This window comes from Caulobacter sp. UNC279MFTsu5.1 (genome assembly GCF_900114015.1).
Taxonomy (GTDB): Bacteria; Pseudomonadota; Alphaproteobacteria; order Caulobacterales; family Caulobacteraceae; genus Caulobacter.
Window position 1 is genome coordinate 1 of sequence record NZ_FORN01000044.1, and the last position, 24,698, is coordinate 24,698.

Consider the following 24,698-nt stretch of genomic DNA (forward strand, 5'->3'; position numbering starts at 1 on the left):
GGTTTCTCCCGAAAGGGATCGAGACCGGGTCCGGCTAAGCCTCAACAGGGCTGCCCACCGGACGCTGGCGGAAAACGACCGCGCGGAGCGATCGGGCTTCGTCGAAACGGTAACTATCAAAAAACTCCGGACGATGTCCGGCGCTCCGCGACCCTTTCCATCCACTCACAGCGAAAGCGTGAGGACGACAGATCGCGCCGGTGAACACTTGCCCCCACCTGGCGGCTTCGCCGCCTGTCCGCCCCCAGAGGGGGCGGAGCCTTCGCACCGGCGCTCTTCCCCCTCTGGGGGAAGACGACCGCGAAGCGGTCCGTAGGGGGCAAGCGTTAGCCGCTACCCCTCGGCCCGATGCACCACCCGCCCGTCGACGATCGTCATCAGCACCTGGCCCTGCAGCCGGCGTCCGTCGAACGGCGAGTTCTTGGACTTCGACAGCAGCTTGCCGGCGTCGATGATCAGCGGGGCGTCCAGGTCGCACAGCACCAGGTCGGCCGGGGCGCCGGGCGCGATGCGGCCCGACTGCAGGCCGATCAGGGCGGCCGGGGCCAGGGTGACGGCGCGGATCAGGTCGACCAGGGCCAGGCGCTCGTCGTGATACAGCGACAGCAAGGCCGGCAGCAGGGTCTCCAGGCCCACCGCGCCGGGGGCGGCCTCGTCGAACGGCAGGCGCTTGTCCTCGGCCGGGGCCGGGGCGTGGGCCGAGACGACGATGTCGATCAGGCCGCCGGCCAGGGCCTCGATCAGCGCCTGGCGGTCGTCCTCGCCGCGCAGGGGCGGGGTGACCTTGGCGAAGCTGCGATAGTCGCCGATGTCCAGCTCGTTGAACGACAGGTGGTTGATCGACACCGAGGCGTGGATCCGCAGGCCCTTGGCCTTGGCGCGGGCCAGGGTCTCCAGGGCCTGGGCGCTGGTGACCTGGTCGACCAGCAGCCTTCCGCCCGTCGCTTCCAGAAGCGCCACGTCGCGCTCGAGCATGATCCGCTCGGCCATCGGCGAAATCGACGGCAGGCCCATGCGCCCGGCGAACTCGCCGCCGGTCGCCGCCCCGCCCTTCGCCAGCCACGGGTCCATCGGCCGGTGGGCCAGCAGGGTGTCGAAGCCGCGGGCGTAGGTCAGGATGCGCTGCATCACCTTGCTGTCGACGATCGGCCGGTCGGCGTCGGTCACATAGACGCAGCCGGCCTCGCGCATCAGGCCGATCTCGGCCATCTGCTCGCCCTTCAGCCCTTTGGTCGCCGCGCCGGCGCACAGGATGCGGGCGGCGTCGATGTCGCGCGAGCGGCGCAGGATGAAGTCGACCACGCTGGGATCGTCGACGGCCGGGTCGGTGTCGGGCTGGACGACGAAGCTGGTCACCCCGCCGGCCGCAGCGGCCCGGGCGGCGCTGGCCAGGGTCTCCTTGGTCTCGGCCCCGGGCTCGCCGGTCTTGACCCGCAGGTCGATCAGGCCGGGGGCCAGCATGGCCCCGCCGCAGTCGACGACGCGGACGTCCTTGGAAAGCTTGCCGAACTCGCGGTCCTTGGCGACGTCGGCGATCACGCCCTCGGAGACAATGACGCCCCCGGGGCCGTCATAGCCGCTCTCGGGATCGACCAGCCGGGCGTTGATCAGGGCGAGGGGCGGGGATGAGCTTGTCACTTGCCGTGCTCCTCGAGCCGATGCGCCAGCGAGGCCAGCACCGCCATGCGGGCGGCGACGCCCATCTCGACCTGGTCCTGGATCAGGCTGATCTCGGGATCGTCGGCGACGTCGGAATCGATCTCGACCCCCCGGTTCATCGGTCCCGGGTGCATGACCTTGGCCTTCGGCGCGGCCTTGGCCAGCTTTTCGCGGTCCAGGCCGTAGAAGCGGAAATATTCGCGGGTCGAGGGCACGAAGGCGCCCTGCATGCGCTCCAGCTGCAGGCGCAGCATCATCACCACGTCGGCCCCGGCCAGACCGGCCTTCATGTCGTGATGGACGGTGACGCCCCAGCGCTCGGCCTGGGCCGGCATCAGGGTGGGCGGGCCGACCAGCCGGACGCTGGCGCCCAGCGTATGCAGCAGGGCGACGTTCGAGCGGGCCACGCGGCTGTGCAGCACGTCGCCGCAGATCGCCACGGTCAGGCCCGAGACCCGGCCGAAGGCGCGGCGGATCGACAGGGCGTCCAGCACCGCCTGGGTCGGATGCTCGTGCTGGCCGTCGCCGGCGTTGATCACGCTGCCGCTGACCTTCTGGCTGAGCAGGCTGGCGGCGCCCGACGAGGCGTGGCGCACCACCAGCAGGTCGGGCCGCATGGCGTTCAGGGTCACGGCCGTGTCGATCAGGGTCTCGCCCTTGGTGATCGACGAGGTGCGCGGGCTCATATTGACGACGTCGGCGCCCAGGCGCTTGCCGGCGATCTCGAAGCTGGACTGGGTGCGGGTGCTGTTCTCGAAGAACAGGTTCATCAGCGTCCGCCCCTTGAGCAGGTCGAGGGACTTGGTCGTCTGGCGATTGAGGGCCACGAAGGCGTCGGCCAGGTCCAGCAGCTCGGTGGCCTGCAGGGCGTTCAGGTCGCCGGCCGACAGGAAGTGGCGGCGGGGGAACGAGAAGATGCGCTCGCGGATCGTCTCGATCGGCGCGGCGGGCTCATGGGGCGGGGGCTTGGCCGTCATGAGTGGGCGTCATACGGGGCTTTGGGCGGGGAGGGAAGGATTCGTCAGTCGCCGTGCGTCCTTCGAGGCCCGCTGCGCGGGCGCCTCAGGATGAGGAATTCAGGTGCAAAGCTCCTCATCCTGAGGTGCGAGCCGCAGGCGAGCCTCGAAGGACGCAGGGTGCTAAAACCCCTTGCCCGCCGCCTCGTTGATGCCCCGGATCCGCTCCAGCGCCCCCTGCAGGATCCAGCCGGCGGCCATCTTGTCGACGACCTCGGCGCGGCGCTTGCGGTTGACGTCGTGCTCGTCGATCAGCACCCGGGTCACGGCGGCCGTCGACAGGCGCTCGTCCCAGAAGGTGATCGGCAGGTCGGGGTTCAGGCGCAGCAGGTTGCGGCCCAGCGCCCGGTTGGACTGGCAGCGCACGCCCTCGGTGCCGTCCATGTTCATCGGCAGGCCGATGACGATGCCGACGGCCTTGCGGCTGTCCATCAGCTGGAACAGGGTCTTGGCGTCGTCGCTGAATTTGCCCTTCTTGATCAGGGCCAGGGGGCTGGCGACGGTCAGGGTGACGTCCGAAACGGCCACGCCGATGGTCTTCTCGCCCGGGTCCAGGCCGACGATCGGCTTGTAGTCGGGGATGGCGGCGGCGAATTCGGCGATGTCGAGAACGGGCATTTGTCCTCATACCACGGGGAACCGCTTGTCAAAGCGCCCCTCGCACGGCTAACCCACACGCTCGAATTTCAGGAGGCCCCCATGGCCATTGACGCCGCCACCGTGCGGAAGGTCGCGCGGCTCGCCCGCATCGCCGAACCCGAAGAGCGCATCGAGGCCCTGGCCCAGGAGCTCAACGGCATCATGACGTGGATCGAGCAGCTGGCCGAGGTCGACACCGACGGCGTCGAGCCGCTGACCAGCGTGGTGCACGCCGGCCTGCCGCTGCGCGACGACGTGGTGACCATGGGCGGCGACGCCGACATCGTCACCGGCAACGCCCCCAAGTCGGCGGGCGGCTTCTTCGTGGTTCCGAAGGTGGTTGAGTAGACATGGCTTCGCTGACCTCCCTGACCCTCAAGGGCGCGCTGGACGGGCTGGACGCCGGGGACTTCACCTCGGTCGAGCTGACCCAGGCCCATGTCGAGGCCGTCGAGGCCGCCCGCGGCCTGAACGCCTTCCTGGTCGAGACGCCTGAACGGGCCCTGGCGATGGCCGCCGCCTCCGACGCCCGGCGCGCGCTGGGCGCCGCCGGTCCGCTGGACGGGATCCCGCTGGGCATCAAGGACCTGTTCTGCACCGAGGGCGTGCCGACCACGGCCGCCTCGCGCATCCTCGAGCCGTTCGTCCCGCGCTACGAGTCGACCGTCACCAGCCAGCTGTGGCGCGACGGGGCGGTGATGCTGGGCAAGCTGAACCTGGACGAATTCGCCATGGGCTCGTCCAACGAGACCAGCGCCTATGGCCCGGTGGTCAACCCCTGGCGCAAGGCCGGCTCGAACCAGGCCTTGACCCCCGGCGGCAGCTCGGGCGGCAGCGCCGCGGCCGTGGCCGCCGACCTGTGCCTGGGCGCCACCGCCACCGACACCGGCGGCTCGATCCGCCAGCCGGCCTCGTTCACCGGCACGGTCGGCATCAAGCCGACCTACGGCCGTTGCTCGCGCTGGGGCACGGTGGCCTTCGCCAGCTCGCTGGACCAGGCGGGGCCCATCGCCAAGACCGTCGAGGACGCGGCGATCCTGCTGACCTCGATGTCGGGCCACGACCCCAAGGACTCCACCAGCCTGGACGTGCCGGTGCCCGACTTCGCCGCCTTCGTCGGCAAGTCGGTCAAGGGCCTGCGGATCGGCGTGCCCAAGGAATACCGCGTCGACGGCATGCCCGCCGAAATTCAAAAGTTGTGGGACGATGGCGTCGCCTGGCTGAAGGAGGCCGGCTGCGAGATCGTCGAGATCAGCCTGCCGCACACCAAGTACGCCCTGCCGGCCTATTACATCGTGGCCCCGGCCGAGGCCTCGTCGAACCTGGCCCGCTACGACGGCATGCGCTACGGCCTGCGGGCCGAGGGCGCCAACCTGACGGAAGTCTACGAGAACACCCGCGCCCAGGGCTTCGGCGACGAGGTCAAGCGCCGCATCCTGATCGGCACCTACGTGCTGTCGGCCGGCTATTACGACGCCTACTACCTGAAGGCCCTGAAGGTGCGCCGCCGCATCGCCGAGGATTTCGACAACGCCTGGCGAATGTGCGACGCCATCCTGACCCCGACCGCCCCGTCGGCGGCGTTCGGCCTGGGCGAGAACAGCAACGACCCGATCGCCATGTACCTGAACGACGTGTTCACGGTGACGACGAACCTGGCGGGCCTGCCGGGCCTGTCCCTGCCCGCCGGCCTGGACGCCGACCGCCTGCCGCTGGGCCTGCAGATCATCGGCAAGCCGCTGGACGAGGGCACGGTGTTCTCGGTGGCCGGCGCGATCGAGAAGGCCGCCGGCTTCAAGGCCAAGGCCGACAAGTGGTGGTGATCCGCCGCTAAGCTTCGGACAGGAAAAGGGCGGCCCCGCGAGGAGCCGCCCTTCTTTACGCTACGCTACTGACAACTACATCGGAGTGTCCGGCGTGACGGGAACGGCCGCCGGAGCGGGCGTCGGGGCCGGAGCCGGGGCGGCCGGGGCGGCGATCACCGGGGGCGGAGCCGGAGCGGCGACCGGCGCCGGAACCGTCGCGCTGACGTTCTCCGAGGCCGAGGCGGCGTCGGGCGCGGTCTGCGGGGCCGCGCGGCGGGCTGGGGCGGCGCGACGCGCCGGCTGGGTCACGCGCGGCGGCGGAGCCGTTTCGGCGCGAGCGACTTGCGTCGGCGCCGGGGTCGCGGCGGGCGCCAGCGGGGCGGGCGTCGGCATCGGGGCCGGCGGCTGGGCGGTCGGCAGCGGCTGCGCCGTGGCCACCTTGGCGGGCGGCGCCTCGTCGACGGTCGGGGTCTGGGCCGGTTGGCTCATCAGCCCCCAGGCCAGGCCGCCGGCGACGATGGCCAGCACCGGCAGGCCGATCATCAGGGGCAGGTGCGAAGACTTCTTCGCGGTCTTGCGAGCATAGACCGGCGCATCCGGAAAGAGCGGTGAGTTTTCCGTGCTGGTCGCCGGCGCGATATAAGGTTCGCCGGCGCCGAGGTTCAGAACAGCCATGATTTCCTCCTGAGCGATATTCGTGTTCGGAGAGTCAACGGAGGGGTTCTGCAGCGGTTCCGGTTGGCCAGGAATGACCTTCGTAATGCCTAGAAGCGGTCATTTTTCGATTTGAGCGAAAGGATCGTCTCAGCGATCGCTCGGCGATCTTTCCCTCCCCCTTGCGGGGAGGGTGGCCCCGGAGGGGGCGGGTTGGGGATCAGGCTACGAGCGTTCAATGGGCGAGGACTTGGCGGAAGGCGATGAGCGGACAAGAAGTTCGTCTGTGGGTGCGGCTGCGGGCCTTGAGAGCGGAAGGCTTCCACTTTCGGAGACAGCCCGGCGCTGCTGGGTTGCTATCCGGATTTCATCTGCCTGAACCGACGCCTCGTCGTGGAAGTGGATGGACCTCACCACGAGGAACTGGAACAGGCTGCTCACGACGCCCGCCGGGACCAAGTTTTCCGTCGCTCGGGCTTCCAAACCTTGCGCTTTCCGACCCGTGCGGTGCATGAGGATATCGACGCGGTCATGGGCGTGATTTGTCAGGCCTTGAGCGCAGCGAGCCCCACCCGACCCCTTCGGGGCCACCCTCCCCACGAGGGGGAGGGAAGGGAACTAAGTTAGTGGCCACCCGATGCGGCCAGGAATTGAGACATGACCGAAACCGCCTCTTCCAAAGTGATCCAAGGCCGCACGGGCCCTTGGGAAATCGTTCTCGGCCTCGAGGTCCACGCCCAGGTCGCCAGCGTGTCCAAGCTGTTCTCCGGCGCCGCCGTCGGCTTCGGCGCGGGGCCGAACCAGCAGGTCAGCCTGGTGGACGCGGCCATGCCCGGCATGCTGCCGGTCCTGAACCGGTTCTGCGTCGAGCAGGCGGTGAAGACCGGCCTGGGCCTGAAGGCCCAGATCAACCTGAAGAGCCGCTTCGACCGCAAGAACTACTTCTATCCCGACCTGCCGCAGGGCTATCAGATCAGCCAGTTCGACCAGCCGATCGTCGGCGAGGGCGTGGTCAGCGTCGAACGCGACGACGGCACGACCTTCGACGTGCGCATCGAGCGCCTGCACCTGGAGCAGGACGCCGGCAAGTCGCTGCACGACCAGGACCCGAACGCCACCTATGTGGACCTGAACCGCGCGGGCACGGCGCTGATGGAGATCGTCTCTCGGCCCGACATGCGCAGCTCGGAAGAGGCCGCCGCCTACGTCAAGAAGCTGCGGACGATCCTGGTCTATCTGGGCACCTGCGACGGCGACATGGAGAAGGGCAACCTGCGCGCCGACGTCAACGTCTCGGTCTGCCGCCCGGGCGACTACGAGAAGTACCGCGCGACCGGCAGCTTCAGCCACCTGGGCACGCGTTGCGAGATCAAGAACGTCAATTCGTATCGCTACATCCAGCAGGCCATCGAGTACGAGGCTCGTCGCCAGATCGAGATCCTGGAGGACGGCGGCAAGATCGACCAGGAGACCCGGCTGTTCGACCCGAACAAGCTGGAGACCCGGTCGATGCGGAGCAAGGAAGAGGCGCACGACTATCGCTACTTCCCCGATCCGGACCTGCTGCCGCTGGTGCTGGACCCGGCCTGGGTTAAGGCGATCGAGGACACCCTGCCGGAACTGCCGGACGCCAAGAAGCAGCGGCTGCAGAGCCAGTACGGTCTGTCGGCCTACGACGCCGGCGTGCTGATCATCGAGGCCGACCGCGCCGACTATTTCGAGGCCGCCGCGAAAGGCCGCGACGCCAAGCTGGTGTCCAACTGGGTGACCAACGAGCTGCTGTCGAAGCTGTCGGCCGGCGGCCACGAGATCGCCCGGTCGCCGCTGCCGCCCGAGGACATCGCCCAGTTGGTCGAGCTGATCGAGAACGGCACTATCTCGTCGAAGATCGCCAAGGAGGTCTTCGAGCACATGTGGGCCGGCGAGGGCCGTCCCGCCCAGATCGTCGAGGCGCGCGGCCTAGTCCAGATCAACGACACCGGCGCCATCGAGGCGGCGATCGACAAGCTGATCGCGGCCAACCCCGACAAGGCCGAGGCCGTGAAGGAAAAGCCCCAGGCCATCGGCTGGTTCGTGGGTCAGGTGATGAAGGAGACCGGCGGTAAGGCCAATCCGGCCACCGTCAACGAACTGCTGCGGAGCAAGCTGGGGCTGTAGGGTCTCTGCGTCCTTCGAGGCTCGCCTGCGGCTCGCCCCTCAGGACGAGGACGGTGGATTGCTCCTGAATTCTCCTGAGGCGCCCGCATGGCGGGCCTCGAAGGACGCAGGACGTCGCAACGACAAGGGGCCCGCCGCTCGCGCGACGGGCCCTTTTTCACGAACGAAGCGCCGGCCTTACGGCTTGGGCGTGTCCGTGGTCGGGGCGGCGGCCGGATCGGAGGCCTCCGCCGGCTTGTGGTGCTTTTTGCTCTTCTTCTCGGGCTTGGCGTCGGCGGCCGGCGCCGAGGCGTCGGTCGAGGGATCCGAAGCCGTGGCCGAGCTCGGCGTGCCGCTGGCGCCGGCGCTGTCGGCGCTGGAGGACGGGGTGGAGGCGGCCGCCGGGTCCGTGCCGTAGGACGGCGACGTCGTGGACGAGGAGGGCGCGCTTTGCGTGGTCTGGGCCGTCGGATCGGTGGGCGCGGTCTGCTGAGCCAGGGCCGACCCGGCAAAGCCGGCAAGGGTCAGTGCGGCGACGGCGGCCGTGAGGCGGAGCTTGGTCATGGAAGCGTCTCGTTACTGTCGCGTCGGAAAGTGACACGGCCGGCACGCTGACCTGCGAATGCGGTCGGAATAACTCGCCAATCGGGCGATTCCGTCGCATACGCGGCCAGGATGTGGCGAATGGCGACGCTTACCAAGAGTTTTAGAAAGCATCGCCAAACGCGTCAGGTGGACATCGCCTAGTTGTTGATGATGTCGAAGATCAGTCCGGTGGCGATCGCCGCCAGAACGTAGTCGTTACCGGCGCGATACCAGTAGTATCCGCGGGGCGGCGGACGCAGGCGATAGTATCCGTAGTCGTAGATGATATAGTTGTCGCCACGATAGTAGGGCGGCAGGTAACCGCCGCGTCGCCAGGCGTTGTAGCCAGGACGATATCCGGGGTGGCCGTAATAATGGGGGGGCGGCGCGCCGTAGCTCCAACGGTTGTTGTAGTAGTAGCCGTTGTAACGGCGGTCGTCCCAGCGGTCGCGGCGATCCCAGCCGTTGTGGCGGCCGTTGTCGTGGCGGCCGTCCCAACGCCCACCGCGATCGCGATCGTCCCAGCGGCCGCCATGGCGATCGCCACGATCGCCACGATCGTCGCGATGGTCCCAACGGCCGCGGTCTTGGGCGGATGCGTCGCTCGCGGCGACGGCCATCGGCCCGGCGACGGCGGCCACGGCGGCGATGGTGAGCAACAAGCGCTTCATATCCGACGTCTCCTTCTTCGGACGGCGGTCTTGCGACCGCCGGGTCCCTCGACCTTGAAGACAGTCTCCGCCGCGGCGGCTGAACCTGATCTGAACGGCGCCGTCAGGCTGGAGCAGAGGCGGGCTTGGCGCGAGGCCATAGCGGAACCATGTTGGTGGCCAAATGAAACGCTTCAGGGAGCGCGTCGATGAGCCGTCCGATCGAACTGTACTACTGGCCCACGCCCAACGGCTGGAAGATCTCCATCGCCCTGGAGGAGATGGGCCTGCCCTACACGATGATCCCGGTGAACATCGGGGCGGGCGAACAGTTCAAGCCGGACTTCCTGGCCATCAGCCCCAACAACCGCATGCCGGCCATCGTCGATCCCGACGGTCCCGACGGCCAGCCGATCTCGGTGTTCGAATCCGGGGCCATCCTGCAGTACCTGGGCCGCAAGACCGGCCGGTTCTACGGGACGAGCGAGCGCGAGCGGGTCGAGATCGACCAGTGGCTGATGTGGCAGATGGGCGGCCTTGGGCCGATGGCCGGCCAGACCCACCACTTCCGCCAGTACGCCGCCGCCATCGTCAGCGACCAGCGCCAGATCGCCTATGGCGCCATCCGCTACACCAACGAGACGCACCGGCTGTACGGCGTGCTCAACAAGCAGCTGGACGGGAAGGATTTCGTCTGCGGCCAATTGTCCATCGCCGACTTCGCCTGCTGGGGATGGGTTGTTCCGTGGAAAAACCAGGGCATCATCCTGGAGGAGTTTCCGCATCTGAAGGCCTGGTTCGAGCGCATGGGCGCCCGCGAAGCCGTCGATCGGGGCTTCAGGCTGGGGGCGGAACTGCGGCGCCAGGCCCTGCAGGCCCCCGGAAAAGCGCAGGAAGAGGCCCGAAAGGTGCTGTTCGGCCAGCGCGCGCGTTAACGCGCTGTATACGGCAGTTTACATTTAGTAACACCCGTGAATGCGACGTAATGTCTCTAAACGATTTATGTATTCGTGCCTTGGATTCATGATGTCCTTGCCCTTAACTATATGTTCAGTGGCGATGGACTTTTCTGTTCTCAAGCCAAGCGGAGCCGAAACGGCGAGGCGGGCTGGAAAGGGAATTGAGCCATGATGATGAGTATCGAACCGCCGGCCGCCATCCACGGGATTCCGCTGCCGACCATCGACACCTCGGGCGACGAGCTGTTCCGCATGGGCCTGCTCTATTCGACCGGCCAGGGCGGCGCGCCGCTGGACTATGTTTCGGCCCACATGCTGTTCAACCTGGCCGCCATGCGCGGTTCGGTCGAAGCCAAGGTCTATCGCAAGGAAATCTCGCAAGAGATGGCCAGCGAGGACGTCGCCGAAGCCCAGCGCCAGGCGCGCGAATGGCTGGCCCACGGCTGAGCCTGAAAAGGCTCAGTCGCGTTTTCCCTGAAGGCGCGTGAAGGGCTTCAGTTTCCGCTGAAGCCGTTGATCGCGTAGCTGAAGCTGATCGGCAGCAGGTCGCGGAAGTACTGCTGCATGAACAGGCCCGCTTCGGACACCCCGCTGCGCGGCACATAGACCACGTCGAACCGGCGCAGCGGCACCAGGTCCGCCCGGCCGTTGGTCATCCCCGACAGCAGGTTCGCCGTGCGCAGCATGGCCCGGCCGTTGGGGCCGCGACGAATGATCACCACCGACGTGCGCTTGGCCGAGGTCTTGAACCCGCCGGCCTGGATGATGGCCCGCAGCGCGTCGCTGTCGCCGGCCATGTCGAAGGCGCCCGGATTGCCGACCTCGCCGCCCACGAACACCTTCAGCGGGGCCGTCGACTTGATCGACACCTGCACCTGCGGCCGCAGCAACTGGCTGGAATAGGCCTGGGTGATCGAGGCCTCCAGTTCGCCGATCGTGCGGTCGGCCGCCATCACCGGCGCGATCAGCGGCAAAGCGACGCGGCCGTCGGGCTGGACCACCACGGACTTGTTCAGCTCGACCGCCGAGGGCACGCTCACCTCCAGCTCGTCGCCGGGATAGAACCGGTAGTCGGGCTCCTGATCCGACCAGTCGGCATAGCCGATATCGGAGAAAGTGGCCGTCGGACGGGCCGCGGGCGTGATCGGCTCGCGATCCACGTGGCCGCAGGCCGCGAGACCGGTGGCCGCGAAGGGCAGGGCGAGAGCCGCCGTGAGGATGGTGCGCCTGTGCATGCGACAAGTCTTAACAGGAATGGGTAACGACTCCTTAAGCGCGCTCCGACCAGGGTGAGGCTGAGATTGAACCCATCGGATTCGCATGTCGACGACGAGCGCCTGGACCAGCGTGCCGCATGACCCGCCGTCGCGTAGCGACTGGGCGGCGCGCGCCCGCTATGCGCCTACCGACTTCGTCACCCTGCTGTGGCGCGAGCGCTGGCTGATGCTGGGGGTGTTCCTGGCCATTTTCCTGCTGGGCCTGGCCTTCGCCACCACCATGAAGAAGACCTACACGGCCAGCTCCAGCCTGTTCGTCCGCCTGGGTCAGGAATATGTCTACGAGCCCAGGGCCGGCGACGCCGCCCGCGGCGCGGTGCCCGACGTCGACCAGGTGATCCAGTCGGAATCGGAGATTCTGGGCAGCGGCGAGCTGCGCGAGCGGGTGATCCGCAAGGTCGGCTTCGGCCGGATCTTCCCCGCCAGCGCCACGAAGTACGCCGTCGCCTCGCCCGAGGGGAAGCGCAAGCTGATGGCCGAGGGCCGCGACAGCCTGGCCCGCAACCTTAAGATCGAGACCGCTCCGGACAATTCGATCATCCGCCTGGCCTATTCCAACGGGGATCCGGAAGTCGCCGAGAAGGTGCTCAACACCCTGCTCGAGGAATATTTGATCTATCGCCGCAACCTCTTGATCGGCGGCGACAACAACGGGCTGGAGCGCCAGCGCGAGCTGTTCACCGAGAAGCTGGCCCAGACCGACGCGGCCTATCAGGCTTTCCTGTCGGGCAACGACATCGGCGACTTCACCGCCCAGAAGACCGCCCTGACCCAGCTGCAGGCCCAGGCCGAGTCCCAGAAATACGCCACCGAGGCCCAGCTGCAGGACCGCATGGGCCGCCTGGCCGCCGTCCAGGCCGAGCTGGCCAGAACGCCGACCGACATGGTGCTGTACCGCGACAGCGACATGTCGGCCTCCAGCAAGCTGGCCCAGTTGAAGCTGGACCGCGAAGGCCTGCTGGCTCGTTATCGCCCCGACGCCCAGCCGGTCCGCGACATCGAGGCGCAGATCGCCCAGCTGGAGCAGGGCGTGTCATCGGGACGCACCAACGGCGAGGGCGCGCGGCGCAGCGGCCCCAACCCGATCTGGCAGACCCTGCAGTCCACCCGCAACGACCTGACCGCCGAGGTCGCCGCGCTTCGGCAGTCCCAGGCCGCCTACGCCCAGCAGGTGCAGGACGTGAACCAGCGCCTGCTGCGCCTGGCCGAGCTGGAGCCGACCTTCAACCAGCTGTCGCGCGACCGCGACGTGCTGTCGTCGAACGTCAAGGACTTCACGGTCAAGGAACAGCAGGACCAGGCCCAGCGGCAGATGTCGGCCGAGGGCAGCGACAACATCCGCATCGTCCAGCGCGCCGTGGCCCCGTCGACCGGCAAGAGCCTGAAGAAGCCGATCATCGTGCTGGCCTTCCTGTTCGCGGCCTTCACCGCCGCCTGCGCGGGCCTGGTGCGCATGCTGCTGCGGCCCGGCCTGCAGACCCCGGCCTCGGCGTCGCGCACCCTGGGCCTGCCGGTTCTGGCCACGGCCAACTACAAGCGCTGAGCGCTTTCGTCGCCTTTCGCGCGAGCGCGTTTGGGCCTTAAGGTAAACGGACTTCAACGCGCGGCGATTCGGCGAATGGTGGATTTGAACGTCGAGATGGCGGAGCTGTGGGGGAGCCTTGGCGCCCCCGCGCCCGGCCGCGCGCACGTCATCCAGTTCGTCGCCGCCCGGCGCGGCGAGGGGACCTCGACGGCGGCCCGCGAGTTCGCCCGTTTCGCCGCCAAGCGGGCCGGCCGCAAGACCTGGCTGATCGATCTGGATCTGGTCACCTCGCCGCAATACCAGGCCATCGCCGCCGATCCCGAGCGCTACGGCCAGCTGGGCAGCGGGGCCCCGGCCTCGCCCGACGGCTCGGCCTTCTTCACCGTCCAGCCGCCGGCGCCCAAGCCCGGCGGCGGCGTCTGGCCGGACGCCAAGTATCTGACGGCCCACAGCGTGGGCGGACCGCGCTTCTGGGTGACGCGCTTCAACCGCGAGGCCCTGCGCGGCCGCCAGAAGGTGCACATCCTGCCCGGCGTCGAATACTGGGCGGCGCTGCGCCGCCACGCCGAGATCATCGTCGTCGACAGCCCGTCGGCCGACCGCTCCCAGGCCGCCCTGACCCTGGCCCAGCACATGGACCAGACGGTGCTGGTGGTCAGCGCCCAGCAGCCCGACGTGCGGCCGCCGGGCCTGCTGCGCGACGCCCTGGCCTCGGCCGGCGGGCGCACGGCCGGCGTGTTCTTCAACCAGGCCTCGGTCCAGCCGCCGAAGTTCCTGAAGGCCATTCTGCCGTGAGGACTGGGCCGTGAGCGTCGTGCGTGGCGCGGCGCCCGTCGCGCCAGCCCGGTTGATGTTCTCGCAAATCGCGCTGTTTGGCCTGGCCGTTTTCGCCTTGCTGGTCTTCAGCGGCGGCTGGGAACTGCCGGCGGTCGGCGAGAACGCCACCGAGGCCGGCTCGGCCATCCTGCGCTTGGGCTATCTGCCCGCCTACGCCGCCGGCTTCGCCCTGATCGCCCTGCGGCCGGGCTCGACCCTGCGGGTGCTGATCCGCCAGCCCTTCCTGCTGGTCCTGCTGACGGTCGCCGTCGCCTCGATGTTCTGGTCGGTGAACCCCGACCAGACGGTGCGGCGCTGTTTCGCCCTAGTTTGCACCACTCTGGGCGGCGTGGCCCTAGCGGCGCGGTTCCGCTGGCCGCAGCTGGCCGAGGTGGTGGGCGCGGCCTTCGCGGTGCTGATCGTCGCCTGTTTCGTCGTCTGCCTGGCCGTGCCGCGCATCGGGGTGATGACCGAGCTGTTTCCCGGCGCCTGGCGCGGCCTGTGGCGCGAGAAGAACGGCCTGGGGGGGCTCATGGCGTTCGGTTTCTGCATCCTGTCGGCGGCGGCCCTGCTTAACCCCCGGCGCGCCCGGCTGTGGTGGGCCTTCGCGGGGCTGGCGGTGGTGCTGGTGCTGATGTCGACCTCCAAGACCTCCTTGGTCTCGCTGGTGTTGGGCGCGGGGGCCCTCGGCTTCGTGCTGGTGGCCCGCCGCGGCCCGGCCGTCGGCGCGGCGGCCACCTGGGCGGGAGTGACCGGCGTCGTTCTGCTGATCGCCTTCTCCCTGTTCGCCGCCGACGTGTTCTTCGCCATCCTCGGCAAGGACGCCACCCTGACCGGCCGCACCAAGATCTGGAGCGCGGTGATGCGCGAGATCGAGGACCGCCCCTGGCAGGGCTATGGCTACTCCGCCGTATGGGGCGACAAGAGCGGCTGGGGGCCGTTCGCCTGGATCAGCAAGAACGCCGGCTTCCAGGCCCAGCACGCTCACAACAGCTGGCTGGAGCAATGGCTGGGTCTGGGCCTGGTGGGCCTGATCGCCTGGGGGCTGTTCTACCTGCAGACCATGAGTCTGGCGGCGATCGCCGTGTTCCGCGATCGCGGCGGCGGCCTGCTGGCCTTCCCGTTCCTGGTCGTCTACAGCTTGGTGTCTCTGACCGAGAGCATCGCGGTCGTCTACAACGATTTCCGCTGGGTGCTGTTCGTCGCCTTCGCCGCCAAGCTGGCCTTCCCGGATCGGGAGGTCCGGGCCTAAGCGTTGCTTTAGAGCGCGAACCGGGGCTCACTCCCGCCTTTGGAGGGACAATCCCATGTTGCTGGCCGCCCAGATCGTCACCGGGATCGTCGCCCTGATCCACGTCTATATCGTCCTGCTTGAGACGGTGCTGTTCGAGACGCGGGGCAAGCGGGTGTTCGGCCTGACCGACGAGACGGCGGCGATCGTCAAGTCGGCTATGTCGAACCAGGGCTGCTACAACGGCTTCCTGGTCGCGGCCCTGGCGCTGGGGCTGTTCTGGCCGGACGACGTGACGGCCAAGGCGTTCGCCTTCTTCGGCCTGGCTTGCGTGGCCGTGGCCGGCGTCTGGGGCGGACTGACCGTCAAGCGCTCGATCCTGCTGATCCAGACCCTGCCGGCGGCCGTGGGGCTGGCGCTGTGGTGGATGGTTTAGGGCGGTTTCAGCCAAGCCTTCCGTCCGCCGGCCAAGGCATGCTTGACGCGCCCGGCCATCTCGCTAGAGCCAGTGCCCTGCTTGGCCAAGAGGACGCGATGATCGACTTCCCCGACGACATCTTCACCGAACCGGAAGACGTGGATCCGGACACCCTGGCCAATCTGGGCCCGCTGCGGCCTTTGGCCGGCGTGTGGGAAGGGCGCAAGGGCGTCGACCTGAACCCCAAGGCCGAAGGTCCCGAACGGCGCGACTATCTCGAACGCATCGAGATGCAGCCCATCGATCCCCAGGCCAACGGCCCGCAACTGCTCTACGGCCTGCGTTATCACGTCCATATCGTCGCCTCGGACGAGGATACGACCTTCCACGACCAGGTCGGCTACTGGCTGTGGGAGCCGGCCACGGGCCTGATCATGCAGACCCTGGCCATTCCCCGCGGGCAGGTGGCCCTGGCCAGCGGCCGCGCCGCGCCGGACGGCTCCGGTCTCGTGGTCCGGGCCGAGCGGGGCGGGCCCGGCTACGGGATCTGTTCGACCGATTTCCTGGAATGGGCGTTCCGGACCGACTCCTACGAGCTGGACGTGCGCTTCGACGCCGACGGCGGCTGGTCCTATGTCTCCACGACCATGCTCAAGGTGCGCGGCAGGGACGCGCCGTTCCGTCACGTCGACCGCAACACCCTCGTCAAGGTCGCCGAGCCTCGGCCCAATCCTTCGGCGCGGATCGCGGCGGGCAAGGCGACCCTGGCCGAGGCGCATGGTTTCGTGACGATGGGCGGAGAGTAGGCGCGAATCTACAGCCCGATCCGCCGCGCGCCCTCGGCCACGGTCACCACGTCGAACCCGGCCGTCAGCGCGCCGTCGACCAGCCGCTCCAGAGCCTGAGTCGTGCAGCCCCACTGCGACGGCCGGGGCGAGACATCGTGGGTGTAGAGGATCAGCCAGGCCTTGCGCTGGTGGGCCTTGTCCAGCCAGTCCAGGGCCACCTGCTCGCCGTCCTCGCCCTCGATGCCGACGGCCGGAGCCTGGTTGAGGTCGGCGCCGTTGGCGATCAGGCCGTGGTGCAGGGCGCGCAGGGTCTTGAAGCGGCCGGCCAGGGCGGTCTTGGCGGGGCTGGCGACGTCGCCATAGGGGTAGGCGAAGCTGACGGGCTGGCCCGTTCCCCACTCGGCCAGATGCTGGGCGTTGAGATCGATGTCGGCCAGGGTCTCGTCCCGCGAGGCCTGGCCGCAGTCCAGGTGCGAGAAGGTGTGGCAGGCGATCTCGTGGCCGGCGGCATGCAGCCGGGCGGCGTCCTCGCCCGTGGCGAAGCGGCCCATGGGTCCGTCGCGCCCGGTCAGGCCGGCGGCGAAATAGTAGGTGCCCCGCAGGCCGCGCGCTTCCAGCACCTGGGCGCCGGCGTCGCAGGCGGTGGCCGGGGCGTCGTCGAAGCTGAACGACACCATTGGCCGCTCCAGCTTCACGCGGGCCGGCCGACGGTGGGCCAGGCGGATCAGCCGGCGGCGGACCTTGCCCTTCAGGCTGCGGTCGGGCTCGTAGGCATCGACCTTCTCGTGAGACACTTGCATCAGACGGCGTCCGAATAGAGCGCGGCGCGGTAGAGCCGCAGGGCGAGGGCGCGAAGCGGCGTCGGAGCCGCTTCGTTGAGGGCGAAGGCCTTGAGCATCGGCCGCCAGGTCCCGCGCAGCGGCACGGACTTCAGGCTCTTGGCGACCTTGTAGCTGGGATAGGCGCTGACCACCTCGTGGTGGCTGGCCACCACCCGGGCGAAGTTGGCGGCCGACTGCTCGTACTTGGCGGCCAGGACCGCGGCGGTGTCGAGGCCCAGGTGGGTGGCCGAATTGTCGATGTGCAGGATCGGATATTGCCGGGCCACGCGCATGGCCCACTCGACGTCCTCCCAGCCCCAGCCGGCGAACCCTTCGTCGAACCCGATGGTGTCGAACACGTCGCGGCGAACCAGCAGGTTGGAGGTGAAGACGTGCTTTTCCGGTTCCTTGGCGCGTTCCGGGGCCGGCGTGCAGTCGCTCTTCAGGGCCATGGCCCGGTGCAGTTCGTGCTCGGGACGGCGCGGGGTCTGGTCCAGGGTGAAGCCGCCGAAGGCCACCGGCACGTCGTCGGCCGCGACCGCCGACCAGCGGGTCAGGAAGCCGATCGGATCGGGCAGCATGTCGCTGTCGAGAAACAGCAGGTGGCGGCCGCGGGCGTGCCGGGCCAGGCGGTTGCGGCCCTTGGCGCGGCCCTCGTTGGGCGACAGCACGACCAGCCGGGCCGGCAGCTTCAGCTTCTCGATGCGGGCCGCCATGCGCCGGGTCAGAGCCGCGTCGCCGCCGCCGTCGTCCAACAGCACGATCTCGGCGTCGGCGCCGCGCTCGTCCAGGGCCTTGAGCAGGGCGCTGGGATCGTCGCGATAGGTCGGGATCAGCACCGACAGGCGCGGCGTCGCATCCGCCCAGGCGGCGTTGTCGGTCAGGGTTTCGGTGGCGGCGGTCATGCGGGCTTCAGTCGGCGTTGGAGAATGTCCATGGCCCGGCCGCGCAGGCCGCCGGCGTCCAGCGCCAGGACCGCGACGCCGTAGACCACGGCGCCGGCGGACGCCTTGAGGATCAGTTCGACCACCCCGCCGAAGGCCGGCACGGCCAGCACGGCGGCGGCCATCAGGGCGCAGGCCAGGCCGGACTTGGCCAGGGCGGCCCAGGGCACGGGCAGGGGACAGGCCCGGCGGCCCAGGATCGCCGCGCCGACCGCGCCGACGGCGTAGCTGGCGGCGGTCGACCACAGGGCGCCGTCCAGGCCGAAGCGGGGGATCAGGGCCAGGTTCAGGACGACGTTAGCGCCGGCGGGCACGGCCATGCAGGCGATCAGCATCATGGTCTTGCGGCCCAGGGTGAAGGCCTGCAGCAGGTAGTAGGTAGTCACGCCCGACAGCCAGCCGGCGACGGCGATCCATGGCACGACCCGGCCGGCGCCGGCGCTGAGGTCGGCGCCGACCATCACCTGGGCCAGCGAGCGGCCGACCAGGGCCAGGCCGACGGCGGCGGGCAGGGTCAGCAGCACCATGAAGCCGGCCTGCTCGTGGGCGGCGTCCTTCAGGGCGGGGTGGCCGCCGCGCTCCAGCGCCGCCACCAGGGCCGGCCCGCCGGCCATGCCCAGCCAGATGAACACCACGTCCAGGGTCCTCGAGCCCAGCGAATAGCCGGCGTGATAGATCCCCACGGCCTGCTCGTTCAGGAAGGCGGCCAGCAGGAAGCGGTCGGTGGTCGACAGCACCAGGGCCAGGATCAGCGACAGGGCCACGGGCAGGCCATAGGCGGCGTAGGTCTTGGCCATGGCGGGGTCATAGCGGCCGCCTCGGGTGCGGCCCAGGTCTCCCGGCAGCACGAACACCAGGCACAGCAGCGAGATCGCCCCCATGCCCAGCAGCGGCGCCGCGCCGCCCAGGCCGACCAGGGCCAGGATCAGGCCCAGGAGGAAGCCGCCCACCGTCTGGACGATGTCCAGCAGGGCCGCGCCCGACACCTCGCCGGCCGCGCGGCGGCGCTCCTGCGACAGCTTGGTCAGGCTCTTGACCACCGCCCCGGCGAAGGCGGCGGCGACGGCGACCTTCAGCGGGGCCGACAGGGGCGCGAAGCGCAGCACGCCGGCGGCGACGACCGGCACGGCCAGAGCCAGGCCGAACCACAAGCGGTAGAGGGTGGCGAAATGGTCGGGCAGGCGACCGTCGGCGTCCTGGCGGGCGTGGAAACGGGCCATCGCAGCTTCGGTCCAGGTGAGCAGGACCGTCTGGGTCAGGCTCAGGGCCGAGAAGGCCAGGGCGTAGACGCCGTACTGCTCGGGGGTCAGCACGCGGGTGAACAGGACGATGGTGAGCAGCCCCACCACGCCCTGGGCGATGTTGACCGGCAGATATCCGAGTACGCCACGCCAGAACATGTTTCGTCCTCAGCGCACCGCCGACCGGTCCCCGAGCAGGCAGGGGATGGTCATGGCGATGATGTAGAGGTCCAGCCAGAACGACTGGCGCTCGATGTATTCGACGTCCAGGGCCACGCGCTCCTGCACCTGCTCGGCGGTGTCGACCGGGCCGCGCGAGCCGTTGATCGCCGCCCAGCCGGTGACGCCGGGCTTCATGCGGTGGCGGTGGGCGTAGCGGGCGACCAGGGTCTCGGACTCGACGTCGCCGCTCTTCATGCCGATGGCGTGGGGACGGGGGCCGACCATCGACATCTCGCCGCGCAGCACGTTGAACAGCTGCGGCAGTTCGTCGAGGCTGGTCTTGCGGATCAGCTTGCCGACCCTGGTGACGCGGTCGTCGTCGGCGGTGACCTGGCGCGCGGCCTTGGCGTCGGCGGCCTCGTGGCGCATCGAGCGGAACTTCCAGACCAGGATCGCCTCGTTGTTGAAGCCGTGGCGGCGCTGGCGGAAGAACACTGGGCCGGGCGTGTCCAGCTTGATGGCCAGGGCGACCAGCAGCATGATCGGCGCGGCCACCAGCAGGCCCAGGGACCCGATCACCAGGTCCTGGGCGCGCTTGACGAAGGCGCGGCGGGCGTCGGTGGCCGCGCCCGACAGGTCGACGAAACGGGCCAGCGAGGCGTTGCGCTGGGTCTCGCGGTCCAGGTCGACGAACAGGCTGACCGGGTTGGGCAGGATCTCCAGGCGCTCGACCAGCTGGCCGACGCGGGCCTGGGCGGTGGCGTTCACCGCGATGATCACCCGGTCGACATAGGGCATGATGCGGTGGGCCAGCAGGCTGCCGGTGTCGCCCAGAACCGGCACGCCCAGCACCTGGTGGGGGCTTCGGTCGGCGCGGTCGTCGAACACGCCCAGCACGTTGACGTCGCCGGTGGCCAGGGCGGCGCGGATGAAGCGCTCGGCGTTGACGGTGGCGCCCACCACCACGACGTTCGGCGTCAGGCCGCCCTCGCGGCGACCGTGATCCACGGCGCGCCACCAGGCCAGGTGCAGCACGGCGGTGGTTACGGCCAGGGCGGCGCCCCAGCCGGCCGCCAGGGCGGGGTTGGCCAGGCCGCGTCCGAAGACCAGGGTCGCCAGCACCACCACCACGCCGACCGCGCCGAGGGCGGCCGACACCCGCAGGGCCTGGCGGCCCAGGGTCTCGCGGCGATGGAAGGTGTAGGCCTCCAGCATGTAGAGGGCGGGCAGCAGGGCCAGGGCCCCCAGGACCAGCGGCGCATAGACGTCGGGCGTCGGGCGGGCGATGGCGATCGCGGCGGCGGTGACGCCGGCGAAGGCCAGGCCGTCGATCACCCGGAACAGCCGCGACAGGCTGCGCACCTGCATCCGGGCCCGGGCCGGGACCAGGCGGCCGGGCCGGAACGGGCCGCGCCGGCCGACGCCCTCGGCCGAATCGTCGTCGATCACGACACGAGGCGCCGGCGGAGCGTCGGTCGCGGCGACGTCCTCGAGTTCCGGCCTAGGTGCGATAGCGGACGACATGAAGCTCAGACCCCCTTGTAGAACAAGGTTCAACCTAGCCCCGCGATCTGAGCTTCGCGTTAACGCGGTTTTTTCGAGACAGCGCGTTGTCATGCCGCCGCGAACAGGCTATCGAACCGCTCCCTCTCAGGAGGAGACGTGGCCGAGAGGCTGAAGGCACCGCTTTGCTAAAGCGGCATACCTCAAAAGGGTATCGAGGGTTCGAATCCCTCCGTCTCCGCCATTTCCCTTCCGAAAAGTCATACGTAACAGTCCCCTAGGAGGAGTGTGGCCGACCTTCAAATAGGGTTTGCCATTTGATTGTTCCCGTTTGGTCCAGGTCGATCCTTTGATCGATCTCATAGCCTCTTCAGCGAGCGCGCTTTGGCTGACAGCTGAGGTGTAGTAAGTCCCCAACGCCGTCCTTGGCGCCCAGCGGGACCGCCTTCAGCCGCCGCCGCCGCGAACGCCGCGACGTCGGCTGAAGTGTGGGAAGGGGTGATATCCCTCGACCTTGCCCTCAGGCTCAGACCAGGTTGATCTCGATGCCGATATTGCCCGCCAGCGCCTTGGAATAGGGGCAGGTGCGATGGGCGGCCTCGACGAGCGCCCGTGCCGTGTCCGCCGGCAGGCGGGGCAGGGCGACGTTCAGCCGGGCGGCCAGGCCGTAGCCGTCGTCGCCGAGGTTGAGATCAATCTCGGCGTCGATCGTCGGCGCTTCGGGCAGCGAGACCTGCATCTGCTTGGCGGCGATGGCGATCGCGCCCTCGAAGCAGGCCGACCAGCCGGCGGCCAGAAGCTGCTCGGGGTTGGTCCCCACGCCGGGGCCGCCGGGCGTCGAGAGCTTGATGTCCAGGCGGCCGTCGGCGCTGCGGGCGGCGCCTTCGCGGCCGCCGGTGACGTGGACCTTGCCGGTATAAAGGGTGCGGGGGTTCATGGTGTCGGTTCCTTTCGATAGCGGGATCAGCGCAGGGTGCGGAAGGCCGCGCGCACTTCCTGGGCGAACAGCGCGGGCTGCTCCCAGGCGGCGAAGTGGCCGCCGTTCGAGGCCTCGTTGAAGTAGAAGAGGTTGCGATAGCAGCGCTCGGCCCAGCTCCTGGGGGCCTGGAAGATCTCGCCGGGGAAGACGCTGACCGCGACCGGCAGGTCGATGACGCCGCGGGCGTTGAAGTTGTTGGAGTGGTCTTCCCAGTAGATCCGGGCCGCCGAGGCGCCGGTGGCGGTCAGCCAGTACAGCGAGAAGTCGTCGAGGATCTCGTCGCGGGTCAGGACCTTCAGGGGATCGCCGCCGCTATAGGTCCATTGCGAGATCTTCTCGTACATCCAGGCGGCCATGCCGACGGGCGAGTCGACCAGCGAATAGCCGATCGTCTGCGGCCGGGTGTTCATCATCGCGGCATAGGCGGCGTTGTCGCGATAGAAGGCCTCCAGCTTGTCGAAGGCGTAGCGCTCCTTGGCCGACAGGCTGGCGGGCGCGGGGTCGCCGGCGGCCATGACGTGGGCGATCTCGGCCGGGACCACGGCCGGCATGTTCAAGTGGATCCCGACCAGCCCCTGGACCTTCTGCAGCGCCATGCGTTGGGAGATCACCGAGCCGCAGTCGCCGCCCTGCGAGACGTAGCGCTCATAGCCCAGGCGCAGCATCAACTGCGACCAGGCGCGGCCGATATGGTCCGAGCCCCAGCCCGTGACCTTCGGCTTGGCCGAGAAGCCGAAGCCGGGGATCGACGGGATGACCAGGTGGAAGGCGTCCTCGGCCTTGCCGCCGTGGGCGGTCGGGTTCGTCAGCGGGTCGATGACCTTGAGGAACTCCAGGATCGAGCCCGGCCAGCCGTGGGTCAGGATCATCGGCAAGGCTTGCTCGTGGCGCGAGCGGACATGGATGAACTGGATGTCCAGGCCGTCGATCTCGGTCACGAACATCGGCAGGGCGTTCAGCCGCGCCTCGACCTTGCGCCAGTCGTAGCCGGTCGCCCAGTAGCGCATCAGCGGCTCCAGGGTCTGGCGGCGCACGCCCTGGCTGTCGTCGGTCGCCGGCTCGGCGTCGGCCCAGCGCGTGTCGGCGATGCGCCGCTTCATCGCGGTCAGGTCGGCCTCCGGGATCGCGACCCTGAACGGGCGGACGGCGGAGGAAGCGGTCTTGGCCAGCAGTTCGACCGGGGCGAGGGCCGTCGCGCCGGCCACGGCGAGGCCGCCGACCACCGCGCGGCGGGTGGCGGGGAGAAAAGGGGTGTTCACTGGAAAACTCCGTGGAGCTTGAGAGGAGAGGAAAGGGGGCGTCCGGCCGTCAGGGCGCGTATCGCGTGAAGACGTAGTCGCGGTCCTTCACGCGGGCGGCGTGGCAGGCGAAGCAGGTCTCGTGCTGGGCCAGGTCGGCGGGCTTGCCGTCGATGAAGCGTCCGAAGCCCCAGCCGCCGGTCGCGGCGTAGCGCCGGGAATCCTTGACCATGACCTGGACCGTGGTCGCCGCGCCGGGGATCGAGGCGGGGGCGAAGTCGGGCGAGGGCGCATGTTTCCAGGCCAGCTTCACCAGCACCGTCCCGTCCGGGAAGGGGCGGGTTCCGGCGCGGTAGGCGTTCAGCGCCTTGCGATTGCCGACGACCGCCCGCAGCTCGTCCAGCGGCGCGGCCTCCTGGGCGGGGGCGACCAACGTCCAGTCGCGATAGCCCTTGGGGATCGTCACGCCGTAGATCGGCGAGGCGGCCGGGGAGGGCGCGGCGGCCCAGGCCAGGCCGGCGGTCATGGCCAGGACGCCGCCGCCGGCCAGCATCGAGGAGGGATGCATGACGCGTTCCCCCTCAAAGCCGGTCGACGTCGAGCACGGCCTGGGCGAAGGCGGCCGGCGCCTCCTGCGGCAGGTTGTGGCCGATCCCGCCGGTGATCAGCCGATGGGCGTATTTGCCGGTGAACTTGCTGGCGTAGGCGGCCGGATCGGGATGCGGCGCGCCGTTGGCGTCGCCTTCCAGCGTGATGGTCGGCACGCCGATCGTCGGCCCGGCGGCCAGTCGGCGCTCGAAGTCGTCGTACTGGCGCTCGCCGTCGGCCAGGCCCAGCCGCCAGCGGTAGTTGTGGATGGTGATGTCGACATGGTCGGGATTGTCGAGCGAGGCGGCGCTGCGGTCGAACGTAGCGTCGTCGAACTTCCACTGCGGCGAGGCCAGTTGCCAGATCAGCTTGGCGAACGCCTTGGTGTTGGCGGCGTAGCCGGCCCGGCCGCGCTCGGTGGCGAAATAGAACTGGTACCACCAGGCCAGTTCCGCCTTGGGCGGCAGCGGGGCCTTGTTGGTCTGCTGGCTGCCGATCAGGTAGCCGCTGACGCTGACCAGCGCCTTGCAGCGCTCCGGCCAGAGCGCGGCCATGATGTCGGCGGTCCGCGCGCCCCAGTCGAAGCCCGCCACGATCGCTCGTCGCAGCCCAAGGGCGTCCATCAGGGCCAGGCCGTCGGCCGCCAGCGCCATCTGCTGGCCGTTGCGCGGCGTGTCGGCGGAGCGGAACCGCGTCGAGCCGTAGCCCCGCAGGTGCGGAATGATCACGCGATAGCCCGCCGCGGCCAGGCGCGGGCCGACCTCGGCGAAGGCGTGGACGTCGTAGGGCCAGCCGTGCAGCAGCAGCACGGGGGTTCCGTCGACCGGCCCCAGATCGGCGTAGCCGACGCTGAGCACGCCCGCGTCGACGTGCTTCAGGGCGCTGAACGGCAGGGTCCTGGCCGGAGTCGCGCCCTGAGCGAGGCCGGTCCCGGCGAAGGCGGCCGTCGAGACGGTCAAGGTCATCGCGCCGATCAGGCGCCGCCGGCGTGCGTCGATGGTGGGGACGGGGAGGTCATCGGTCATGGTGGGTCGCCTTCATGTTGAAGCCGTAGGAAAGCTGGG

The 24,698-nt window shown here is 69.3% G+C and carries 27 protein-coding genes, 1 tRNA gene and 1 pseudogene; 13 read left to right on the top strand and 16 right to left on the bottom strand.

Annotation, left to right across the window (positions count from 1 at the left end):
- Positions 1 to 333: 333 nt before the first annotated feature.
- The 4 genes and pseudogenes from pyrC to ruvX form a co-directional block, all read right to left on the bottom strand.
- Positions 334 to 1,638, bottom strand: a complete 1,305-nt coding sequence (gene pyrC, locus BM066_RS20270) for a dihydroorotase (RefSeq protein WP_089930104.1) — start codon at positions 1,636 to 1,638, stop codon at positions 334 to 336.
- Positions 1,635 to 2,636, bottom strand: coding sequence for an aspartate carbamoyltransferase catalytic subunit (locus tag BM066_RS20275; RefSeq protein WP_018061067.1), 1,002 nt, complete (start codon positions 2,634 to 2,636; stop codon positions 1,635 to 1,637). Before BM066_RS20275 ends, pyrC begins: the two co-directional genes overlap by 4 nt.
- Before the next feature lie 9 nt (positions 2,637 to 2,645).
- A pseudogene (locus BM066_RS27130) lies at positions 2,646 to 2,774 on the bottom strand (hypothetical protein).
- Between the two features lie 24 nt (positions 2,775 to 2,798).
- On the bottom strand, positions 2,799 to 3,293 hold the full coding sequence (ruvX, locus tag BM066_RS20280; RefSeq protein WP_089930105.1) for a Holliday junction resolvase RuvX: 495 nt from the start codon (positions 3,291 to 3,293) through the stop codon (positions 2,799 to 2,801).
- Between the two features lie 81 nt (positions 3,294 to 3,374).
- Between ruvX and gatC the strand changes: the two genes are divergently transcribed.
- On the top strand, positions 3,375 to 3,662 hold the full coding sequence (gatC, locus tag BM066_RS20285) for an Asp-tRNA(Asn)/Glu-tRNA(Gln) amidotransferase subunit GatC (RefSeq protein WP_018061029.1): 288 nt from the start codon (positions 3,375 to 3,377) through the stop codon (positions 3,660 to 3,662).
- Positions 3,663 to 3,664: 2 nt separating this feature from the next.
- Complete coding sequence (gene gatA, locus BM066_RS20290) at positions 3,665 to 5,137, top strand: Asp-tRNA(Asn)/Glu-tRNA(Gln) amidotransferase subunit GatA (RefSeq protein ID WP_089930106.1); 1,473 nt, start codon at positions 3,665 to 3,667, stop codon at positions 5,135 to 5,137.
- A 75-nt stretch (positions 5,138 to 5,212) separates the two neighbouring features.
- Here the strand turns inward: gatA and BM066_RS20295 are convergent, their stop codons facing one another.
- Complete coding sequence (locus BM066_RS20295; RefSeq protein WP_089930107.1) at positions 5,213 to 5,794, bottom strand: hypothetical protein; 582 nt, start codon at positions 5,792 to 5,794, stop codon at positions 5,213 to 5,215.
- A 242-nt stretch (positions 5,795 to 6,036) separates the two neighbouring features.
- Between BM066_RS20295 and BM066_RS26110 the strand changes: the two genes are divergently transcribed.
- Genes BM066_RS26110 through gatB form a run of 3 tightly spaced genes read left to right on the top strand, consistent with a single transcriptional unit; the run spans position 6,037 to position 7,930 of the window.
- Positions 6,037 to 6,288 carry a hypothetical protein gene (locus BM066_RS26110; protein WP_143093776.1) on the top strand — a complete coding sequence of 84 codons (252 nt, stop codon included), beginning with the start codon at positions 6,037 to 6,039 and terminating at the stop codon, positions 6,286 to 6,288.
- The gene (locus BM066_RS27135; RefSeq protein ID WP_255367670.1) at positions 6,197 to 6,400 is read left to right on the top strand and encodes a DUF559 domain-containing protein; all 204 of its coding nucleotides are present in this window, start codon (positions 6,197 to 6,199) and stop codon (positions 6,398 to 6,400) included. The genes BM066_RS26110 and BM066_RS27135 overlap by 92 nt, the downstream gene beginning before the upstream one ends.
- A gap of 30 nt (positions 6,401 to 6,430) precedes the next feature.
- On the top strand, positions 6,431 to 7,930 hold the full coding sequence (gatB, locus tag BM066_RS20305; protein WP_018061856.1) for an Asp-tRNA(Asn)/Glu-tRNA(Gln) amidotransferase subunit GatB: 1,500 nt from the start codon (positions 6,431 to 6,433) through the stop codon (positions 7,928 to 7,930).
- A 177-nt stretch (positions 7,931 to 8,107) separates the two neighbouring features.
- On the opposite strand, the gene BM066_RS20310 is transcribed toward gatB, so the two are convergent.
- A complete protein-coding gene (locus BM066_RS20310) occupies positions 8,108 to 8,473 on the bottom strand; it encodes a hypothetical protein (protein ID WP_018061855.1) in 366 nt (121 codons plus the stop codon).
- A gap of 179 nt (positions 8,474 to 8,652) precedes the next feature.
- Positions 8,653 to 9,165 carry an RcnB family protein gene (locus BM066_RS20315; protein WP_018061854.1) on the bottom strand — a complete coding sequence of 171 codons (513 nt, stop codon included), beginning with the start codon at positions 9,163 to 9,165 and terminating at the stop codon, positions 8,653 to 8,655.
- A gap of 188 nt (positions 9,166 to 9,353) precedes the next feature.
- Here BM066_RS20315 and BM066_RS20320 point away from each other — a divergent pair, with 188 nt between their 5' ends.
- Together BM066_RS20320 and BM066_RS20325 are read left to right on the top strand one after the other, a co-directional pair.
- Positions 9,354 to 10,079, top strand: a complete 726-nt coding sequence (locus tag BM066_RS20320) for a glutathione S-transferase N-terminal domain-containing protein (protein ID WP_018061853.1) — start codon at positions 9,354 to 9,356, stop codon at positions 10,077 to 10,079.
- 192 nt (positions 10,080 to 10,271) lie between these two features.
- Complete coding sequence (locus BM066_RS20325; RefSeq protein ID WP_018061852.1) at positions 10,272 to 10,550, top strand: SEL1-like repeat protein; 279 nt, start codon at positions 10,272 to 10,274, stop codon at positions 10,548 to 10,550.
- Between the two features lie 47 nt (positions 10,551 to 10,597).
- On the opposite strand, the gene BM066_RS20330 is transcribed toward BM066_RS20325, so the two are convergent.
- A complete protein-coding gene (locus BM066_RS20330) occupies positions 10,598 to 11,338 on the bottom strand; it encodes a polysaccharide biosynthesis/export family protein (RefSeq protein ID WP_018061851.1) in 741 nt (246 codons plus the stop codon).
- Positions 11,339 to 11,423: 85 nt separating this feature from the next.
- Between BM066_RS20330 and BM066_RS20335 the strand changes: the two genes are divergently transcribed.
- From BM066_RS20335 to BM066_RS20355, 5 genes are all read left to right on the top strand, one after another.
- Positions 11,424 to 12,923, top strand: a complete 1,500-nt coding sequence (locus BM066_RS20335; protein ID WP_018061850.1) for a GumC family protein — start codon at positions 11,424 to 11,426, stop codon at positions 12,921 to 12,923.
- Positions 12,924 to 12,998: 75 nt separating this feature from the next.
- Entirely contained in the window at positions 12,999 to 13,700 is a 702-nt protein-coding gene (locus BM066_RS20340) for a P-loop NTPase family protein (RefSeq protein WP_018061849.1), read from the top strand.
- Positions 13,701 to 13,755: 55 nt separating this feature from the next.
- On the top strand, positions 13,756 to 14,973 hold the full coding sequence (locus BM066_RS20345) for an O-antigen ligase family protein (protein ID WP_018061848.1): 1,218 nt from the start codon (positions 13,756 to 13,758) through the stop codon (positions 14,971 to 14,973).
- 55 nt (positions 14,974 to 15,028) lie between these two features.
- Positions 15,029 to 15,388, top strand: a complete 360-nt coding sequence (locus tag BM066_RS20350; RefSeq protein WP_018061847.1) for a DUF1304 domain-containing protein — start codon at positions 15,029 to 15,031, stop codon at positions 15,386 to 15,388.
- Between the two features lie 98 nt (positions 15,389 to 15,486).
- Positions 15,487 to 16,176: an FABP family protein gene (locus BM066_RS20355; protein WP_018061846.1), complete on the top strand. Its 690-nt coding sequence runs from the start codon at positions 15,487 to 15,489 to the stop codon at positions 16,174 to 16,176.
- Positions 16,177 to 16,184: 8 nt separating this feature from the next.
- On the opposite strand, the gene BM066_RS20360 is transcribed toward BM066_RS20355, so the two are convergent.
- The 4 genes from BM066_RS20360 to BM066_RS20375 are packed head-to-tail and all read right to left on the bottom strand — an operon-like array spanning position 16,185 to position 20,850.
- Complete coding sequence (locus BM066_RS20360; RefSeq protein WP_018061845.1) at positions 16,185 to 16,958, bottom strand: oligosaccharide deacetylase HfsH; 774 nt, start codon at positions 16,956 to 16,958, stop codon at positions 16,185 to 16,187.
- Positions 16,958 to 17,884 (bottom strand): polysaccharide biosynthesis protein HfsG, encoded by a 927-nt coding sequence (locus tag BM066_RS20365; protein WP_018061844.1) that lies wholly within the window; start codon positions 17,882 to 17,884, stop codon positions 16,958 to 16,960. The genes BM066_RS20360 and BM066_RS20365 overlap by 1 nt, the downstream gene beginning before the upstream one ends.
- On the bottom strand, positions 17,881 to 19,323 hold the full coding sequence (locus tag BM066_RS20370) for a polysaccharide biosynthesis protein HfsF (RefSeq protein ID WP_018061843.1): 1,443 nt from the start codon (positions 19,321 to 19,323) through the stop codon (positions 17,881 to 17,883). The genes BM066_RS20365 and BM066_RS20370 overlap by 4 nt, the downstream gene beginning before the upstream one ends.
- Positions 19,324 to 19,332: 9 nt before the next feature.
- Positions 19,333 to 20,850, bottom strand: coding sequence for a polysaccharide biosynthesis protein HfsE (locus BM066_RS20375; protein WP_026176521.1), 1,518 nt, complete (start codon positions 20,848 to 20,850; stop codon positions 19,333 to 19,335).
- A gap of 132 nt (positions 20,851 to 20,982) precedes the next feature.
- Here BM066_RS20375 and BM066_RS20380 point away from each other — a divergent pair.
- Positions 20,983 to 21,073: transfer RNA gene (locus tag BM066_RS20380), tRNA-Ser, on the top strand.
- Positions 21,074 to 21,355: 282 nt separating this feature from the next.
- Here BM066_RS20380 and BM066_RS20385 read toward each other — a convergent pair.
- Genes BM066_RS20385 through BM066_RS20400 form a run of 4 tightly spaced genes read right to left on the bottom strand, consistent with a single transcriptional unit; the run spans position 21,356 to position 24,659 of the window.
- A complete protein-coding gene (locus tag BM066_RS20385; RefSeq protein ID WP_018061841.1) occupies positions 21,356 to 21,766 on the bottom strand; it encodes an organic hydroperoxide resistance protein in 411 nt (136 codons plus the stop codon).
- 26 nt (positions 21,767 to 21,792) lie between these two features.
- Positions 21,793 to 23,067: an epoxide hydrolase family protein gene (locus tag BM066_RS20390; RefSeq protein ID WP_018061840.1), complete on the bottom strand. Its 1,275-nt coding sequence runs from the start codon at positions 23,065 to 23,067 to the stop codon at positions 21,793 to 21,795.
- A gap of 49 nt (positions 23,068 to 23,116) precedes the next feature.
- Positions 23,117 to 23,614: a cytochrome P460 family protein gene (locus BM066_RS20395; RefSeq protein ID WP_018061839.1), complete on the bottom strand. Its 498-nt coding sequence runs from the start codon at positions 23,612 to 23,614 to the stop codon at positions 23,117 to 23,119.
- A gap of 13 nt (positions 23,615 to 23,627) precedes the next feature.
- Positions 23,628 to 24,659, bottom strand: coding sequence for an alpha/beta fold hydrolase (locus tag BM066_RS20400; protein WP_018061838.1), 1,032 nt, complete (start codon positions 24,657 to 24,659; stop codon positions 23,628 to 23,630).
- Positions 24,660 to 24,698: the final 39 nt, after the last annotated feature.